Genomic DNA, 21,193 nt, shown 5'->3' with positions numbered 1-21,193 from the left:
GCACTATTAGCCCCTGGCCACTATTAAAGTATAGAAGTAGAGAGATGGAGATCCCATCTCTCTACCCGGTAAACTATTGTTATTAGCGAACCAATAACTGCGAAAAAAATGAAAAATGAGCTGTCCCTGAAGACCCTATCTGAGCTGCTGATCCATCAAAAAGACCAACGTAATGTAGGTGTCAGCTTTATTGTAGCAGCCACCCGGACAATTTTTCTATCCTACCATCAATTGTATCAGGATGCTTTGTCGCTGCTCGGATACTTACAGCATAAAGGCCTGAAACCCGGCGATGAACTGGTGTTACAGATAGAAGATGGCCAGCGCTTTATCCAGTATTTCTGGGCATGCGTTTTAGGCGGGATTATACCGGTGCCGGTGTCTATTACGCACTATAGTGAAAACGCCAGGAAACTGTATAAAATAAGGGCATACCTGAAAAACCCTTATTTAATTACCACACCCGGGCATTACGAAAAGTTATGCAAGCAGGATTATAGCGATGGTGCTGCCGACAAAACTTTTTATGACCAGGTATTGTTCCTCGACGAAGATAAAGATGGCCTGCCAACTGGCATTATGGCCGATGTTACCCCGGATGATATTGCCTTCCTCCAGTTTTCCTCTGGTTCTACCGGTAATCCCAAAGGTGTAGAAATCAGGCACCGCAACCTGATTGCAAATACTTTCCCGACTTTGGATGCCTATCAGTGCACCAAAGACGATATCTTTTTTAGCTGGATGCCGCTTACGCACGATCTTGGGTTGATAGGCTTCCATCTTAACCCACTGGCTGCAGGCGTGCAGCAGTATATTATGCCTACAGACCTGTTTATCAGGCATCCGTTGTTATGGTTGCAAAAAGCATCCGACTACCGTATTACCATTACCTGCTCACCCAACTTCGGGTATAAATATTATTTAAATCATTTTGAAGAAGAGAAGGGAACAAAGTTGGACCTGTCTTCCGTAAGGATCATTTTGAATGGCGCTGAACCTATTTCAGCTAGCCTGGCCAGGGTTTTCAACGACCGGATGGCGAAATATCACCTCGATCCAATGGCCATGCGCGCGGTGTATGGCCTCGCGGAAGCTACGCTGGAAGTCACTTTTCCCAGGGCGCATGTTCCCTTCAAAAGTGTGTTTGTAAAAAGAGCGTCGCTAACGATCGGTAAAAGTATTACCGGCAAATCGTTGCAGGAGAAACCAGGAGCAGATACCCTGGAAGTTGTAGCCGTAGGCACCCTGGTAGATGGCCTTGAGTTGCGGATTGTAAATGAAAAAGGGACCACGCTGAAGCCCGGGCATGCCGGTATTATCTGGGTGAAAGGCGAATGCGTGGCCAGCCGCTATTACAATAACGAAGCCGCCAGCAAAAATACCTTCAAAGATGGATGGCTCAATACCGGCGATACCGGTTTTGTACTGGATGACGTTTTGTATATCATGGGCCGTGTAAAGGACATCATTTTTGTAAACGGCGGAAACGTATACCCACATGATATTGAACATACCCTGGAAACCCTCGATGAAATAGACACCGGCAAAGTAGTGGCCTGTGGTATACCGGATGAGGTAAGCGGATCAGAATCTATTGTTGTTTTTGTGGTGCATAAAACATCGGCAGAAAAATTCCTGCCCATGATATCACTCGTGAAGAGAACCGTGGCAGCGAGGCTGGGACTGGAAGTGACGCAGGTGATCCCCGTGAGGAAGATCTTCAAAACAACCAGCGGAAAAGTAAGAAGACATTTATTTGTAGAAGAATATATCAAAGGTGCTTATAATGAAGCAATCGCGGAAGTGGCTGCTGCAGAACAGGCGGCTGCACCGGATGAAATAGCGGTAGCTCCTGCAGTACCAACGGCAACTATCACCAACGCACATACGTTATCGCTGGTAAAGGAATGGCTGGAAGCCTGGCTGAAACAGCATTTACATATTACGCCGGCGGAATTGCTGGCCCAAAGAACTTTTGCGGAATATGGACTCACCTCCATATTGTCGGTACAGCTGGCGGCCGACCTGGAAACTTTCCTGCAAACGCCGGTGGAGAATACGGTTGTATTCAACTATCCAACCGTACAAAGCCTGGCCACCTATTTTGCAGGAATGACACTGTCGCCACAGGAAAAGAACGGCATCCCATCTAAAGCAGATCCGGCGGGCGACCAGCTGGCAGTGATTGGCATCGGCTGTCGTTTTCCGGGTAGCGTGAACTCGCCGGAAGCCATGTGGGCTTTGTTAAAATCAGCACAGGATGCAGTGGGCGTAGTGCCGGGTAACAGGTGGAACATTACTGAATATTTCGATCCACAGGAAGATGCTCCCGGAAAGATGTATACCCGTTATGGTGGTTTCATTGAACAGGTGGACCAGTTTGATCCGTTGTTTTTCGGCATTTCTCCCCGGGAAGCCGCGGCGATGGACCCGCAGCAACGGCTGTTGCTGGAAGTTTGCTGGGAGGCACTGGAGCATGCCGGCATTGCGCCGTCTTCATTAAGAGGCACCGACAGCGGCATTTTTGTAGGCATGAGCACAGATGATTACCAGCAGGTAATCCGCGATAACAGCGATGTTACTTACTATGAAGATGTATTTACCGGCTTAGGTATAGAAAGAAGTATTGCTGCCGGCAGGATTGCTTACCTGCTGGATTTTCATGGCCCGGCGTTGCAACTGGATACCGCCTGTTCGTCTTCTTTGCTGAGTGTTTACCAGGCTGCCCAGAGCCTGTTGCGCAAAGAGTGTTCCCTGGCGCTGGCAGGTGGCGTAAACCTGATGCTATCACCTGATACGACCGTTAAGCTATGTCGTATGAAAGCATTGTCGCCCACCGGGCAGTGCAAAACTTTTGATGATAGCGCAGATGGATATGTGAGGGGAGAAGGGGCCGGCATAGTGGTTTTAAAGCGACTGGAGGATGCCCTGGCTGCTGGTGACAATATTCTTGCCGTTATAAAGGGAGGCGCGGTGAATCATGATGGACAAAGTAATGGGCTGACAGCCCCCAATGGTATTGCCCAGCAGCAGCTGATAGAGAAGGCATTGAAAAACGCCGCGGTGGAGGCAGATAGCATACAATACGTAGAAACACATGGAACAGGTACCCGTCTCGGCGATCCGGTAGAAGTACTGGCGCTGAATGCTGTTTATGGCCGCTTCCGAAAAAGGGAACAGCCATTGCTGCTGGGTGCACTGAAATCAAATATAGGACACCTGGAGGCGGCAGCGGGTATTGCCGGTTTTATTAAAACCGTACTAAGCCTGCAACACCGTCAAATCCCTGCCAGTCTCCATTTTAACACCCCTAACCGGTTTATCTCCTGGAAAGATATGCCGGTAAAGGTAGCAGATACCCTTACGCCCTGGCCATCCGCTACATCGCCCAGGAGAGCCGCTGTCAGCGCTTTTGGTCTGAGTGGCACCAACGTACACCTGGTACTGGAAGAAGCGCCGGCAGTAGCGGCGCCGGAAGAAAAGCAGCTACCTGCCTATCCTTTACTGTTGTCGGCCAAAACACCGGCAGCGTTGCAGGCAATGGTATCCCGCTATATTTCATTCCTGCCGGAAAGCGGGGCATCGATCGGTGCTATTGCCCGGAGTATGGCGTTGAGCCGGGATACATATGCCTGCCGGCTTGCCTGGCAGGCGACGTCCAAAGAGGATGCTGCCCGGCAGTTACAGGGGTATGTAGATGGCAGGGGGCAACATAGTATATGCGTTGGCGATAGTTTAGCCGCTCCCGGAAAAATTGCCTGGTTGTTTACCGGGCAGGGCGCCCAATACTGGAATATGGGCAGAGAGCTGTATGATACCAACGAGGTGTTCAGGCGGGTGCTCGATGATTGCGACGTTTTCCTGAAAAAAAGCTGGCCTTTTTCATTAACAGACCTGCTCTACAGAAAGCCTAAAGAAGAAGCCAATACCTTATTGCGTCAAACCGTTTTCACGCAACCAGCCTTATTTGCCATAGAATGTGCGCTGGCAGAAGTGTGGCGGTCGTGGGGCATTGTGCCCGATATCGTTATGGGGCATAGTGCCGGTGAATATGCCGCCGCTTATGCCGCAGGCGTATTCAGCTTGTATGATGGCCTGGCGCTGATCACCGCAAGAGCGGCGTTAATGAACGCCGTTAAAGAAGAGGGCAGCATGGCAGTGGTATTAGCGGACGCTGTTAAAGTAGCCGCCGCTATTCAGTCCTATGGCAACGACTTATCGATTGCTGCGATCAACGGACCAGAACTGACCGTCATCTCCGGAAAAAAAGAAGCGGTACAGGCGGTAACACAATCCCTGAAGCAAGCCGGTGTTGGCAGCCGGGAAATGCAGGTATCACATGCTTTCCATTCCTCCCTGATGGAACCGGTACTGAAACCATTCCATAAAATTGCCGCCGGCGTGCATTATCATCTGCCGGTTATTCCGCTGGTATCGAACGTAACCGGCGCTATCGCAGGAAAAGAGATCACGGACGCCGCTTACTGGGGTAAGCATATCCTGGCGCCGGTGCTGTTTTCTCAAGGCATTCAAACGATAAAAGCCGCGGGTGAATATACCTTGATGGAGCTGGGACCTCAGCCCAGTCTTTTATCCATGGCGCAACTAACCTTGCAATATGAAGAAGATCGTTTGTTGCCGGTGATGAGGGAAGGGCGGTCATCCTGGACCACCATGCTCAATGCTTTGATGGCATTGCATGTAAAAGGAGCAGCTGTTAACTGGCAGGCATTCCATGCCGCCGGCACATCTCCTAAAGCAGTTTTACCAGCCTATCCTTTCCAACGTCAGCGCTACTGGATAGAAAAAAATACCCGCCGGCAGCAAGAAAGTTTGCCGGTCGCGAAGGAAGTAAACATCCTGTCTACCCCTAATAACACGCACATGAGTCACAATAACCATTTACTCCCCAACAGTGCCGGGTATATCGCCGGTTACCTCGCAGAAAATCTCAGCAGGCTATTGAAAATGTCTTCTCCGGAAGAACTGAACATCCACACGCCCTTCCTGTCGCAGGGAGCGGATTCATTGATCATGGCCAGCCTGGTAAGAAAAATAGAGAATGAGTACGGGCTGAGTTTTTCTATGCGCCTGATCTTTGAAGAACTCACTTCTATTCAACTGATGGCGGAGTATATTGCCGAACATGCAACGGTGTTTGTCAACGCAGGTAACGCGCCTGTAGTGGCAGCCCCGGTACAGGAAACTACAACGGTAGCGGCCCCGTTGCCATCCCCATCTCCCTTACCAGCTATTGCACCACAGGCGCCGGCGCCGGGAGTTTATCATGTGATCCAGGATACTTTCCAGCTGATGCAGCAACAACTCAACGTTATTGCGCAGCAATTTCAATGGATGTCGCAGGGCATGCAGCCGGTGATCAGCCATAGCAATGGTCATGCTGCAAACGGGCATCCTGGTGCGCCGTCGCCCGCAGTAAACGCCGGCAGCACGGCGCAACCTGCAGCGCCGGCAAATACTACTGCTGCCCCTAAGAAAGGGGTCTCTATTTTCCCGAAAATAGAAACTAAACCAGGACAAAAATATTCGCCCGAGCAACAGGCCTACCTGGATACTTTTATTGAGAAATATACCACCAAAACCAAAACCTCCAAGGCGCTCACAGAGAAGTATCGCCCGGTACTGGCGGATAACCGCGTATCGGCGGGCTTCCGCTTTGCCACCAAAGAAATGGTGTATCCCATTGTAGCTGCGTCTTCCCAGGGATCGAAAATGACTGATGTGGATGGCAATGAATACGTAGACCTCACCATGGGTTTTGGGGTTAATTTATTAGGCCATCGCCCGGAAATAGTAACAGCGGCTATTCATAAACAATTGGAAAAAGGATATCAGCTCGGGCCTCAGACCTATCTTGCCGGAGAGGTGGCCACCCGTATTGCGGCGCTCACCGGTATGGAGAGAGTAAGCTTTCATAACTCCGGTACGGAAGCGGTGATGTCGGCCATGCGGCTGGCCCGTACCACCACCGGCAAAAAGAAGATTGCCATCTTCCTGGGTTCCTATCATGGTTATTTTGATGGTACACTGGCCATGGTAGAGGATATTGAACATGATCATAACGGTATTCCTATTGCGCCGGGTGTTATTCCCAACATGGTAGCCGATGTGCTGGTATTTGATTACCTCAATCCCAATGTAGTAGAACAAATCCGTGCACATGCACATGAGCTGGCTGCCGTACTGGTAGAACCTATCCAGAGCAGGCGACCAGGCTATCAGCCAAAAGCGCTATTACAGGCGTTGCGTGCCATGACAGCGCAGGAAAAGATCATCCTGATCTTCGATGAAATGATTACCGGTTTCCGTATTCATCCGGGCGGCGTACAGGCGCATTTTGGTATCCGCGCCGACATGGCTACCTATGGTAAAATTGCCGGCGGTGGCATGCCGATAGGCATCATTGCCGGTAAAGACTGGTGCATGCAGGCTTTTGACGGCGGGCTATGGAACTATAAAGACGATTCATACCCCAAAGCAGAAACTACTTTCCTGGCCGGTACCTTCTGTAAACATCCGCTGAGCATGGTGGCTTCACTGGCCGTCTTAGGTGAACTGGAAAGACAGGGACCCGCGTTGCAGGAAAAGCTGAATGCCCGTACCAGCCGCCTGATCAGTAATATCACCCGGCTGTTCGACGAAAACCAGGTGCCTATCAAAGTGAACAACTTTGGCTCCTTGTTTTATTTCTCTATTTCCGGTAACATGGACCTGTTCTTTTATCACCTGCTGGAAAAAGGAGTATACATATGGGAAGGCAAAACCTGTTTTCTCTCAGCCGCGCATACCGATGAAGATGTTGACTTTATTGAAAAATGTTTCAGAGACAGTATCACGGAATTACAACAGGCAGGATTTTTACCGAAGGTAACCCCGGTAAAAAAAAATGCAGCGCCTGTGGCAGATGCGCTCTTAAATGTTTTACCGACGGTGATTGAAAAACAGGACCGGCCTGCCCACATCCCGTTATCCTTTAGCCAGGAACGCTTATGGTTTATCGATCAGCTGGAAGGCAGCGTACAATACAACCTGCCGGCGATTGTAAGATTGAAGGGGAGACTCGATAAAAATGCGCTTGCTTACGCATTACAAAGCATTATAGACCGCCATGAAATATTAAGGACCAACATTGACCAGGAAGAAGGGCATGCCTATCAACGGGTAAAGGAAGTGGTGAACTGGCAAATGGTGGAAGTGGAAGATCCGTTGTACCAGCATAATGCAGCTGCGTTACAAACCTATATTGCGGGTTTGGTGAACACACCTTTTAACTTGTCTGACGATCATATGCTGAGGGCGCACCTGATCCGTATTGCAGACAACGAAAATGTGCTGGTACTTACCATACATCATATTGTTTTTGACGATTCCTCCGCACATATCTTTTTCCAGGAACTGATAGAAATATACAATGCTTACCTGGCCGGCCGCCAGCCTGCGCTGCCCGCATTGAAAATTCAATATGCGGACTACGCCATATGGCAGCGTCGCTTTTTACAGGGACCACTGGTAGCACAAAAATTAGCGTACTGGAAAAAGAAGCTCGACGGCGTCACTTTATTACAGCTGCCCACAGATTTTGAACGCCCGGTGGTTAAAAGTACCCGGGGCGCGGTGATTACTATGCACCTGGACAAGGAATTATCTGCACAGGTAAAGCAACTGGGCCGGCAACAAGGGGTAACGCTGTTTACCACCTTGCTCACCGCCTTAAAAGTATTGATGTACCGTTACAGCGGGCAGGAAGATATTTGTATCGGCTGCGCTACTGCCGGCAGGGCGCAAATAGAGCTGGAACCATTGCTGGGCTTCTTTGTAAACACGCTGGCGCTTCGCAGCAATCTCAGTGGGAGCCCTTCTTTTGCTGCTGCGTTGAAAGAAGTACAAAACACCTTGTTTGATGCCCACGATAACCAGGAAGTGCCTTTTGAAAAAGTAGTAAAAGAAATAATGGGAGAGCGGGATATCAGGAAGAATCCTTTATTCCAGGTAATGTTTACCCTGCAGAATATTCCGCTGATGTCGGAACTGCGCCTGGGAGAAGCTACTATCACACCTGAGCCGGTGATCCGCAGTACCAGCCTGTTTGATATCTTCTGGACCGTGGAAGAAAGGCCGGAAGGCATTGCCCTGGAAGTAGAGTATTGCATCGACTTATTCCAGGAAGCCACCATTGAGCGAATGATGCATCATTACATGGTGTTGCTGCAGGCGGCGGTGCAAAATCCGGCGACAACCATCGGGAAACTGAACATGCTGAGCGAAGGAGAAACCCGTCAGCTGCTGGTGACCTTCAACGACACCGCGGTGCCTTACCCGGTTAATAAAACGATCACGGCATTGTTTGAAGAGCAGGTGATACAATCGCCCGATGCTATTGCCTTATCATTTGGCGAGCAACAGCTCACTTACCGGGAGCTGGACGAGCAATCGAACCGGGTAGCTCATTACCTCCGTAAACAGGGCGTTAAAGAAGGCGTAATGGTACCGTTGTGTATGGATCGTTCCATTCACCTGATCGTGAGTATCCTCGCCATCCTGAAAGCCGGCGGTGCATACGTGCCCGTTGACCCGTCTTACCCCAAAGACCGTATTGCGTATATGCTGCAGGATACCGCCAGTAAGCTGGTGGTGACTACTACCGACCAGCAGGCGATGCTGGCCGTGGAAGCGGAACACGCTACATTGATCCTGGTAGATAATATCCTCGATATACTCGCCACTATGCCGGCGCATCCTCTGGCGGTGAAAACCGATCCGGATTCACTGGCCTATGTTATTTATACCTCCGGATCTACCGGCAGGCCCAAAGGCGCCATGGTCATTCACCGCAACGTAACCAGCCTGGCCCGTGGCGGTAACTTTGTGGAGCTGAGTGCGGCAGATACGCTGCTATCTACCGGATCGCCTTCCTTCGACGCCACTACGATTGAGTACTGGGGAATGTTGCTGAATGGTGGCCAGTTGGTATTATGCCCCGAGAAGAAGCTGCTCGACAACCAGTTGCTCAAACAGGAAATACGCTACCGGGGCGTGACTAAAATGTGGTTTACCGCCAGTTGGTTTAACCAGCTGGTAGATGATGATATCACTATTTTCGAAGGATTAACCGCTGTGATGGCAGGAGGGGAGAAATTATCAGAAGAACATATCCGTAAGTTCCGGGCCGCCTATCCTGCTACGCAGATTATTAACGGTTACGGCCCTACGGAAAATACCACTTTTTCCCTCACCTGGAATATTGCGGCAGTGGTGCCCGGCAAAAGTATTCCTATTGGCCGCCCATTGGGAAACCGTACGGCCTATGTGCTGGACAGCACCATGCAACTGCTCCCCGTAGGTACGCCCGGAGAGCTGTATGTGGGTGGCGATGGCGTATCCCGCGGATACCTGAACCAGCCGGAGCTAACAGCAGAAAAATTTGTTGCCGATCCGTTCACAGATCTCAGGGGCGCCAGGCTGTATCGCACCGGCGACCGTGCCCGCTGGCTGCCAGATGGAACGGTGGAATACCTGGGCCGTATGGACGACCAGATCAAAATGCGTGGCTACAGGATAGAACCCGGCGAAATAGAAAGAGCGCTCAACAACCTGGATGAAGTGGCCGCCAGCTGTGTGGTGGTAAAAGAACAAACAGGTGCTGAAAAGCGGCTGGTGAGCTACTATGTGCCCGACCAGCAGGCCGTATTGCAAACAGAACAGGAATTGTACCTGCAACAGGTAGCTACCTGGAAGGAACTGTATGAAACGGCTTATAGTAAGGCAGAGGAAGTAAAAGATTTGGATGAAGAATTTAATATCACCGGCTGGAACGACAGTTTTACCGGCGAAGCCCTGCCTGCACAAAATATGCGCAGCTGGCTGGAAGATATTACCAGCGTAGTATTGGCCACCAACCCGCGCAACGTATTGGAAATAGGATGTGGTACCGGCTTGATCTATTTTCAACTGGCCGGTCATATCGAAAAATATATTGGTACCGATTTCTCGCAGGTATCTACCCATCAACTACAGCAACATATCAACAAAGGACTGCGCCGCTACCCGGAAACAACCCTGAAGATATGCGCCGCACATGAAGTTACCCTGGAAGAAGGCACCACCATAGATACCGTCATTTTAAACTCCATTGTACAATACTTCCCCGGGGCGCAATACATGTCAGATGTATTGGCCAACGCCATTTCCCTGCTGAAAGGAAAAGGGCATATCGTGATCGGGGATGTGAGAGACCTCCGTTTACTCCCTTCTTTCAAACGCAGGCTGCAACTGGATAAGCTGCAAAGCAAAACCAGTCTCCGCGAATTTGAGTGGAACGTAGACCAGGAAGTATGGAAAGAAGAAGAACTGTGTTTTTCGCCTGCCTGGTTCTTTCAGCTGCAATCCCTGTATCCTGAAATTACCCACGTAGACATTCAATGGAAACAGGGCGACTACATCAATGAGCTCACGCTCTATCGCTACACAGTGGTGTTGCATATCGATATTGAAAAACCGGTACTGCAACCACAATGGCAGTCATGGGACGACGTGGCAGATAAGAACAGTATATTATCCCATTTGGCTGCCGGCCATCCCCGGATGGCGTTGCACCGCGTGCCTAACCCGAGGTTATGGAAAGAAAGGTTACTGGAACAGGCGCTTACTGATAGAAACATCAACCAGGTGGGAGACCTGGCAGATTATATCCTCACGTCGGACAACGATACTAAAGTAGTGAATGAAATACTGGCCGCTGCTAAAGCTGCTGGTTATCATAGCCGCTTCCTGCTGAATGAAGATCCGTTTAAAATAAACCTGCTGCTGGAACAAGCGCCGTTCAATGGCTTTGTAGAACCGGCTTACAGTAAAGCTACCGGCTATACAGAGGGTGTGAAGACGAACATTCCTTTGTTCCCCGATATCTGCGAAGTGCTGGAAAAAGATATCCGGACGCAGTTACAGCAACGTTTACCGGAATACATGGTGCCTTCCGCATTTGTAGCCTTGCAGTTGTTGCCGCTAACCAGCAATGGCAAAGTAGACCGCCGGTTCTTAACAGAATGGGAATTTATACAACGTAAGCGCCTGCTGAATTACCAGGCGCCGGTAACCGCTACAGAACAGCAACTGGCCGACATCTGGCAACGCCTGCTGGGCATGGAACGGGTAGGTACCCAGGATAATTTCTTTGAGCTGGGCGGGCATTCCCTGCTGGCTACCCGCGCCGTATCAGCTATCCGTAAAGAGATGGAAGCAGAGCTGACGGTAAAAGATTTCTTCCTGCACCCCACTGTTGCCTCACTGGCTGCTTACCTGCAACTGCAGCATAAGGGGCTGCTGTTGCCGGCACTTTTTGCAGCAGAAAGACCGGCACAGATCCCGCTATCATTCAGCCAGGAACGACTATGGTTTATTGATCAGCTGGAAGGCAGTGTTTCTTATCATATGCCAGTGGTATTAAGACTGAAAGGTCTGCTGGACAATGCCTCGCTTGGCTACGCCATCGGGCAGATCATACAGCGTCACGAATCCCTGCGGACCATCATTAAACAGGAGCAGGGCATGCCTTATCAGCAGATACTGGACAGAGACCAGTGGCAGCTGACGGAAGTCACTTTTACAGAAGATGCTACTGCATTACAGGCCTATATTACCAGCCTGGTATATAAACCATTTAATCTTGCCAGTGACTTCATGCTGCGGGCACATCTGCTGCAGGTGTCGGCAGAAGAGCATGTGCTGGTACTGGTGATGCATCATATTGCTTCCGATGGCTGGTCGGTATCGATACTGGTCAACGAACTCATTGCCCTGTACCGGGCGCACAGCACCGGCAGCGCTACGCATTTGCCTGTCCCGGATATACAATATGCAGACTACGCGATCTGGCAACGCCGGCACCTGGAAGGCGCCGCGTTAAAGAAACGCCTGGTATACTGGCAGGAGAAACTGTCGGGTGTGGAAGTACTGCATTTGCCCACCGACTATTCGCGTCCGCCGGTGCAGAGCACCCGCGGCGCTATCAGCCGGTTCCGGTTAGATAAAGAACTGCGCGACCAGTTGCAGGTGCTGTCGCAGCAGCAGGGCGCCACCTTGTTTATGACCTTGCTCACGGCATTCAAAGTATTGCTGTACCGCTATAGTGGCCAGGACGACATTTGTGTAGGCACTTCCATTGCCGGCAGAACGCAACAGGAAGCAGAAGGGCTGATAGGGTTCTTTGTAAATACCCTGGCCCTGCGCAGTGACCTGGGCGGTGATCCTACTTTTATTACGCTGCTGCAACAGGTAAAGGAAACCACCCTCGACGCGTACGACCACCAGGATGCACCTTTTGAAAAAATAGTGGAGCTGGTGGAGAAAGAGCGGGATATGAGCAGAACAGCTTTATTCCAGGTAATGTTTGAACTGTTTAATATGCCCGATGCTCCTGACCTGAAGTTAGGAGAGCTGCATATTACGCAGGAAGAAATTACACATACCGTTACTTTGTTTGATCTCAGCTGCTGCCTCCAGGAAGATGCCGATGGACTAAGCGGCTATATAGAGTATTGTGTGGACCTGTTTACGGAAGACAGTATTCAGCGCCTGGTGAAACACTATGAGCAGTTGCTGCAATTCATCGTGCAGCTACCGGCAGCGCATATCGGCTCTCTGCCTATGTTACGGCCCGAAGAAGAGCAGCAGTTGCTGGTTGACTTTAATAACACCGCTGTGGCGTTTCCACAGGACAAAACATTTATAGACCTGTTTGTATTCCAGGCTGCGATTACACCCGCAGCGCCGGCTATTATCGCAGGTGATACGGTGGTGAGTTATAAAGCGCTGGATGAGCGCTCCAACCAGCTGGCGCATTACCTGAGAGGAGCCGGTATCACCGAAAATTCACTGGTGCCGGTTTGCCTGGAACGCTCTGCAGATATGATCGTAGCTATACTGGGTATTCTCAAAGCCGGCGCAGCTTATGTACCGGTCGACCCGGAATACCCTCTGGCCAGGATCGCTTTTATAATGGAGGATTGCAATGCACATCTCGTTATAAGCACTCACTACGGAGCGGAAAAGTTAAAAGATATCGGAGGGCTGAATGTTTTCTTAATAGACGGAGATGCCGCTACGCTGGATATACAGCCGGAAACGCCGCTATTCACAGCACCAGCGCCTAACGACCTCGCCTATATTATTTATACCTCCGGATCTACCGGCAGGCCCAAAGGCGTAATGGTAGAACATGCCGGTATGCTGAATCATTTATTTGCCAAGGTGAATGATTTGAAAATGGATGCCGCTACTATCATGGCGTATACGGCGTCTTATACCTTTGATATATCTGTGTGGCAGATGTTTGCGCCTTTACTGAGCGGTGGGCGTACCGTGGTATACACGGAAGCACAGATCCATCGTCCGGCATCCTTGCTGCGCAGCATCGGTAGCGACGGTATTACGGTGCTGGAACTGGTGCCCTCTTACCTGGCTGCTGTACTGATGGAAGACGGCCAGGTGCCGCTGGAAAGCCTGCAGTATCTCCTGGTGACCGGTGAGCCGGTAAGCCAGGTGTTGTTATCGAAATGGTTCCAGCATCCACTTTACGGCGGCATTCCGGTGGTAAACGCTTACGGCCCTACAGAGGCATCTGATGATATTACCCATCATTTCATGTACGCTACGCCTGCACGTAATAATGTGCCATTAGGCAAGCCCATACAAAACCTCCGCATTTATATACTGGATACTGCCCGGCAGCTTTGCCCTGTGGGTGTTGCCGGCGAAATATGTGTTTCCGGCATAGGAGTATCCCGGGGATACCTGAATGACCCGGAGAAAACAGCTGCCAAATTCATTAAAGATCCTTTCCATGCCGATGGGGCCATACGCATGTATTGTACCGGCGACCTCGGACGCTGGTTGCCCGATGGCAGCATTGAAATGCTGGGCCGCATAGATGAACAGGTGAAGATCCGCGGGTATAGAATTGAACTGGGAGAAATTGAAAATGTATTGCAACAGTTCCCCGGTGTGAAGTCGGCTGTAGTGCTGGCTAAAGGAGAGGATATCGCTGGTGGTGGCAACAGGCGCCTGACAGGTTACATCGTAACCCGCGATGGTTACAGCCGTGATGCACTGATGACCTATCTGAAAGAAAGATTACCGGAATATATGGTGCCTGAGCAGTTGATCACCCTGGATCAGCTCCCGCTCACCGCCAACGGAAAAGTAGATAAAAAGGCGTTACCGGAGGCCGATAGCCAGACATCGTTTACCCAGTATGAAGCGCCGGGCAACGACATAGAACAGGCGTTGGAAGATATCTGCAAAAAATTACTGGAAACAGACCGGATCGGGATCAACGACAATCTTTTTGTACTCGGGATGCACTCCCTGCTGGTAATGCGTTTGTCGGCCGCCCTGCAGGAAAAATTCGGATTGCATATAGCTGTCAGGACATTCTTCAAACTCACCACCATCAAAGCGCTGGCCGCCTACATAAAGATCAGCCAGGCAGCGGTGCTGGAAACGTCGGAAGGATTACAGGAAATGAGGTTGTAAAACGGCTTTTTTCTCTCATCATTTAACTCATTAAACATATGCCAGGTTTTAATTTGTCGGAGGTAGTCCTGATATTGGAACAAGCGCAGGATCTGGGAATAAGCCTCTCCCTGGATGGCGAAGAGCTATTACTGAAAACAGACCAGCAAAAACAATTTGCGCCCTCTTTCCTGCAAACCCTGAAGGAAAATAAAGCACAGCTGGTGGCTTACTTTAAAGCGTCGGCAGATACCACCGCCGTTACGGCTGTTACGGAAAAGATCCGGGCAACGGAACGGCGTGCCGGTGCGCGCATACCGCTTTCGTTTAGCCAGGAACGTTTGTGGTTTATTGACGCCATGCAGGGCTCTGTGCAGTACCATGTACCCGCTATATTGCGATTGGAAGGCACGCTCAACATTGCCGCGCTGGAACATGCGCTGCGCAACATTATACAGCGCCATGAAATATTGCGGACGGTCATTAAGGCAGACCAGGACGGCACCTGGCAGGAAGTCGCTACCAGCGACAACTGGAAGCTGGAAAGAATAAATGGCGCAGCTGATGTGGACAATGCCGCCGCTTTGCAGGCACGTATCGCTACACTGATCAACAAGCCATTTGACCTGGCATGGGATTATATGTTGCGGGCCCAGCTCATCACACTCACCAAAAAGGAATACATATTGGTGCTGACAATGCACCATATCGCCTCGGATGGTTGGTCTTCCGCTATCCTGATCCAGGAGCTGACGGAAGGCTACCGTGCCTTTACAGAAAAGCGCGACCCGGTTTATACCCCGCTGGATATACAATATGCCGACTACGCCGTATGGCAGCGTAACTACCTGGTTGGCGACGTGATGGAACAGAAGATCGCTCACTGGAAGAGTAAGCTCACAGGCGTTACGGTGGCTGAAATTCCGGCCGACTTTGAACGTCCGGCTGCCAGCAGCAACAAAGGCGCATTTTTGGTATTCAACATCGATAACACATTAGCGGCCTCGCTGCGGCAGCTCGCACAACAGGAAGGAGCAACGCTGTATATGGTATTGCTGGCAGCGTTTAAAGTACTGCTGCATCGCTACGGCGGACAGGCTGACATCTGTGTAGGTGGCGCCGTAGCCGGAAGAATGCGTACAGAACTGGAGCCGCTCATCGGCTTTTTTGTTAATACCCTGGCATTGCGCACCGACCTGGGGGGGCATCCTTCTTTTTTATCCTTATTGCAACGCGTTAAAAATACTTTGCTGGATGCATACGAATATGAAGATGCGCCCTTCGAAAAAGTAGTGGAAGCAGTAGTGAAAGAACGGGATATGAATAGAAACCCGTTGTTTCAGTCCATATTTGTATTGCAGAATGTACCGGCCACACCGGTACTGCGTATAGGCGACGTAGTTATCACTGAAGAACCTGCGATCCGCAACGCCAGCCTCTTTGATCTTACCTGGATTGCAGAAGAGCGCCCGGAAGGAATCAGTATTTACCTGGAATATAGTACAGACCTGTATCTCGAAAGTACCATCCGGCAAATGTTTTCGCATTATGAAACCCTGCTCACCTCCATTGTTAAAAATCCTACGCAGGCTATAGGCGCCCTGGGAATGCTGAGCAGTAGCGAAAAGGAGCAGTTACTCGTTAACTTCAATGCTACGGACTTTCCTTATCCGGCAGATAAAACGATCACTACATTGTTCAATGAACAGGTGGCACTGACGCCGGATGCTGTGGCCCTCGTTTTTTGCGAAGCCCAACTCACTTACCGGCAGCTGCAGGAGCAGTCGGACAAACTGGCCTGGTACCTGCGAAGCAAAGGCGTAAAAGAGGAGACGATGGTGCCCATCTGCATGGAACGTTCCGTACAGCTGATAGTTGGCATATTGGCGATACTAAAAGCCGGCGGCGCTTATGTACCCATTGATCCGGCCTATCCCAGCGATCGTATCCGGTATATGCTGGAAGATACCCGGTCTGCCCTGATATTGACCAACAGCGCGCAATTGTCGATGCTGCGTAAAGAAGTACCCGATATGGAAATGTTGTGCGTAGATGAAATGATGGAACTGCTCGCAGCTACACCTATACCGGCATTGGTAACATCCGCCAATCCCGGATCGCTTGCCTACATTATTTATACTTCCGGCTCTACCGGCCAGCCCAAAGGAGCGATGGTCACCCATCGCAATGTTACCAGCCTGGCCAGGGGAGGCAACTTCCTGGAATTTACTGCGGCAGATGTGTTATTATCTACCGGTTCTCCTTCTTTCGATGCTACTACCATTGAGTACTGGGGCATGCTGCTAAATGGGGGACAGCTGGTATTATGCCCCGAGAAGCAATTGCTGGATAACCGGTTGCTTAAACAGGAGATCTGTCAGCGGGGCGTTACCAAGATGTGGTTTACCGCCAGTTGGTTTAACCAGCTGGTAGATGATGATATCGCCCTGTTTGAGGGATTGAATGCCCTGATGGTAGGAGGGGAGAAATTATCGGAAGAACATATCCAGCGATTCCTGGCAGCGTATCCTGCTACGGCTGTCATTAACGGTTACGGCCCTACGGAAAACACTACCTTCTCGCTCACCTGGAATATAAAGGCCCTCGCACCCGGTAAGAGCATTCCTATTGGCCGGCCGCTGGGCAACCGCACGGCTTACATCCTCAGCGCCGAAGGACAATTGTTGCCGGCAGGCGTGCCCGGAGAGCTATATGTGGGCGGCGACGGTGTATCCCGCGGTTACCTGAACCAGCCGGCATTGACTGCCCAAAAATTTGTACTCGATCCTTTCAGCGATATACCTGATGCCAGGCTATATCGTACCGGCGACCTGGCCCGCTGGCTGCCAGATGGCACGGTGGCCTATCTGGGCCGGATAGATGACCAGGTGAAAATACATGGTCATCGCATTGAACCCGGCGAAATAGAAAGCGTACTACTGCAACATCCCGGTATAAAACAGGCGGTGGTATTAATGCAGGTAAAAACCACCGGTGATAAATACCTGGTGGCATATACGGTACCACAGGGAGACGTCGATAAAGCGGCACTGACCGATTACCTGAAAAGCAGGCTGCCGGCATACATGATACCGGCGCAGCTGGTATCCCTGGAAAGAATTCCGCTCACGTCCAACGGTAAAGCCGACCGGAAAGCACTGCGGGCACTGGAAGAAGATGGCCTGGAAACGGCGTTGTATGTGGCTCCTGCCAATGAAACAGAGCAACAACTGTTAAGTATATGGGAAAGATTTTTACAGAGAAAGGAAATCAGTACCAACGCTAATTTCTTTGAACTGGGAGGTCATTCTTTATTGGCATCGCGGGTGGTGACAGCTATCCGCAGTGCCCTGCAGATAGAATTAAGTGTTACCCGTTTCTTCCAGTATCCTACCATCGCTACCATGGCGGCTTACCTGGTTGGTAAAGATAAAGAGAATGGACTACCTGCAATTACTGCCGGTAAACGACCCTCTCGGATACCGCTGGCCTTTAGCCAGGAGCGTTTATGGTTTATCGACCAGATGAATGGCACTGTGGCCTATCACGTACCATTGGCCATCCGGTTAAAAGGAACGCTGGACGCAGCCGGTTTATCTCATGCGCTGCACACCATAGTGAACAGGCATGAGGCGCTGCGTACGGTGATACGGCAGGAACATGGCGTGCCTTACCAGGAATTGCTGGCGCCAGATGAATGGGAGCTTAGGCTGATCCATGGCGAAAAGTACAGCACGCCGGAACAGCTGCAAGCCCACTTGATTGAACTGGTAAATGCACCTTTTGACCTGGCTAAAGATTATATGTTGCGGGCTTATTTGATCCGCCTGTCGGCAGAGGAACATATACTGCTGATCACCTTGCATCATATTTCTTCCGATGGCTGGTCCGTTACCCTGCTGGTAAACGACATGGCAGAATTATACAATGCTTATATCGAAAAACGGCCGGCTATACTTGATACGCTTAATCTTCAGTTTGCAGATTATGCCGTTTGGCAACGCAGTATTGCCGACAGTGAACGGCTGCGTAAGCAGTTGTCTTACTGGGAGCAGCAACTGCAAGGCGTGGAAGTATTGCAGCTTCCGGCCGATTTTTCCAGGCCGGCCATTCAAAGTACCAGCGGCGCCGTACAGCGGTTTACCCTGGATCACACTTTGTTGCAGCAGCTGCAGCAGTTTTCCCTGCAGCAGGATGTTACGCTCTTCATGACCTTACTGGCGGCATTTAAAGTATTGCTTTACCGTTACAGTGGCCAGGAAGATATTTGCGTGGGTACTTCTATTGCCGGCAGAACACAGGAAGAAGTAGCCGGCGTGATTGGCTTCTTTGTCAATACGCTGGCGCTGCGCAGCGACCTGAGTCAGCACCCTTCTTTCCTTACTTTGTTACAACAGGTAAAGCAAACCACCCTGGCCGCGTACGATCACCAGGAGGTGCCTTTTGAAAAAGTAGTAGAAGCCGTGAATACGGAGCGCGATTTGAGCAGAACGCCACTGTTCCAGGTGTTGTTTGAATTACAGAATACGCCGGCAGTGGACCAGCTGGAATTGGGCGCGTTGACGGTTACCCGGGAAGAAGTAAAGTACAATACCGCCCAATTTGACCTGGTGGTTTCTATGGAAGAAGGCCCCGAAGGACTTACCGGCTACGTGGAGTATGTGACCGATGTTTTCACGGAGGCTACCATTACACAGCTAATGACGCATTTTGCTCAGCTGCTTACAACCGTTATCACCCAGCCGGATATACGAATTAACACGTTGCCATTGCTAACCGATGCTGAGCGGTATCAGCAGCTGGTGACCTTTAATAATACAACTGTAGACTTTCCTCATAATAGCACATTCATTGACCAGCTCGGCCTGCAGGCGCAGCGTACGCCTGCGGCGCCCGCGCTGGTAATGGGTGATCAGGTACTTACTTATGCTTCCCTGGATGAGCGCTCCAATCAACTGGCGCATTACCTGCAGGAAGCGGGCATAGGCGATACCTCGCTGGTGCCTGTTTGCCTGGACCGTTCACCGGACATGGTCATCGCGATCCTGGCTATCATGAAAGCCGGGGGCGCTTATTTGCCTGTGGATCCCGGCTATCCGGAAGAGCGGATGGCGTATATGCTGAATGATAGTAAAGCCCAATTGGTTATCGGCAGCAGCGCCAGCAAACAAAAGCTGGAGCATGCCGGCCCGGTGCGCATTATTTCCCTGGACGAGGAACAGGCGGTCATCAGCGGGTATCCCGTTACCGCTTTAACTGCGTTGCCGGTACCATCGCAACTAGCCTATGTGATTTATACTTCCGGCTCTACCGGGCTGCCTAAAGGCGCTATGATAGAACATGCCGGTATGCTGAATCACCTGTACGCCAAAGTAAATGACCTTAAGATGGATGCCACTTCCGTTGTGGCTTTCACCGCTGCCTTTACTTTTGATATTTCCGTATGGCAGATGTTTGCCGCCTTGTTATGCGGTGGTCATACCGTGATTTATCCAACTGATACCATTTTACAACCCACGGCGCTTATGCAGGCCGTGGAAGCGGATAAGATAACGATCCTGGAGGTAGTCCCTTCCTATCTCTCCGCGATATTGGCTACCGTAAAAGGGATATCTCTCCCAAAACTACAATACCTGTTGGTAACCGGCGAAACAGTACCCCGGCAGCTGCTGGCAGAATGGTTCCAACATAAAGACTATCGCACTATCCCGGTAGTGAATGCCTATGGTCCTACGGAGGCGTCGGATGATATTACTCATCATTTTATGTATGAAACGCCGGAGCATAGCAATGTGCCGTTGGGTAAGCCCATACAAAACCTGCATATACATATACTGGACGCCTCCCAACAGCTATGCCCCATCGGCGTTGCCGGGGAGATCCGTGTGTCCGGTATCGGCGTAGGTCGTGGTTATCTTAACCGGCCGGAATTAACGGCGGAAAAATTTGTGAAAGACCCCTTTAGTGAAAACGATACCGTACGGATGTACCGCACCGGGGACCTGGGTAAATGGCTGCCCGACGGCATCATCGTACACCTGGGGAGAATTGATAACCAGGTGAAGATCCGTGGCTATCGCATAGAACCGGGTGAAATTGAAAGAGTGATAGAAAAAAGCGGGATGATCAAACAGGTGGTCGTGATCACGAAAGCAGATCAGCACCAGCAACTGCAACTGGTAGCTTATGTTGTAGGAGCGGAGAATTTTGATAAAGACGAACTGTTGGGATACCTGAAAACAAAACTCCCGGAATATATGGTGCCGGCGCAGTGGGTAGTATTGGCGGAAATGCCGCTTTCCGCCAATGGAAAGATCGACAGGAAGGCGTTGCCGGAATCAACGATTGCTACCGTATCGGCAGATTTATATGTAGCCCCCACCAATAAGCTGGAGGAAAAACTGGCGGGTATCTGCGCCAGGCTGCTGGAAATAGAACGGGTAAGTATATACGACAACCTTTTTGAAATTGGCATGCATTCCCTGTTGATTATGCGCCTCGCGGCCACGGTTCACGAGGAATTTGGTATGCAGGTATCGGTACGGACTTTCTTCCAGCTGACAACGATTGCAGCCCTGGCCAAGTATATCGACATCAATAAAATGGTGGCTGTTACCCCCACTGCTAAACAGAAAAAAATTATTCTATAACCCTATTTTTTAAA

General features: G+C 50.6%; 2 protein-coding genes. Both read left to right on the top strand.

The genetic code is table 11. The annotated features are described in order from the left end of the window. Positions 1–108 precede the first annotated feature (108 nt). Positions 109–14,550 carry a non-ribosomal peptide synthetase/type I polyketide synthase gene (locus HGH91_RS06145; protein ID WP_168737540.1) on the top strand — a complete coding sequence of 4,814 codons (14,442 nt, stop codon included), beginning with the start codon at positions 109–111 and terminating at the stop codon, positions 14,548–14,550. 38 nt (positions 14,551–14,588) lie between these two features. After that, entirely contained in the window at positions 14,589–21,179 is a 6,591-nt protein-coding gene (locus HGH91_RS06140) for a non-ribosomal peptide synthetase (RefSeq protein ID WP_168737539.1), read from the top strand. Positions 21,180–21,193 lie beyond the last annotated feature (14 nt).

The organism is Chitinophaga eiseniae (assembly GCF_012641265.1).
Lineage (GTDB): Bacteria > Bacteroidota > Bacteroidia > Chitinophagales > Chitinophagaceae > Chitinophaga > Chitinophaga eiseniae_A.
This window is presented reverse-complemented; position numbering and strand designations above follow the sequence as displayed.

Coding starts and splice junctions, on each gene's coding strand:
- HGH91_RS06145 (WP_168737540.1), top strand. CDS start 109: ATGAAAAATGAGCTGTCCCTGAAGACCCTATCTGAGCTGCTGATCCAT.
- HGH91_RS06140 (WP_168737539.1), top strand. CDS start 14,589: ATGCCAGGTTTTAATTTGTCGGAGGTAGTCCTGATATTGGAACAAGCG.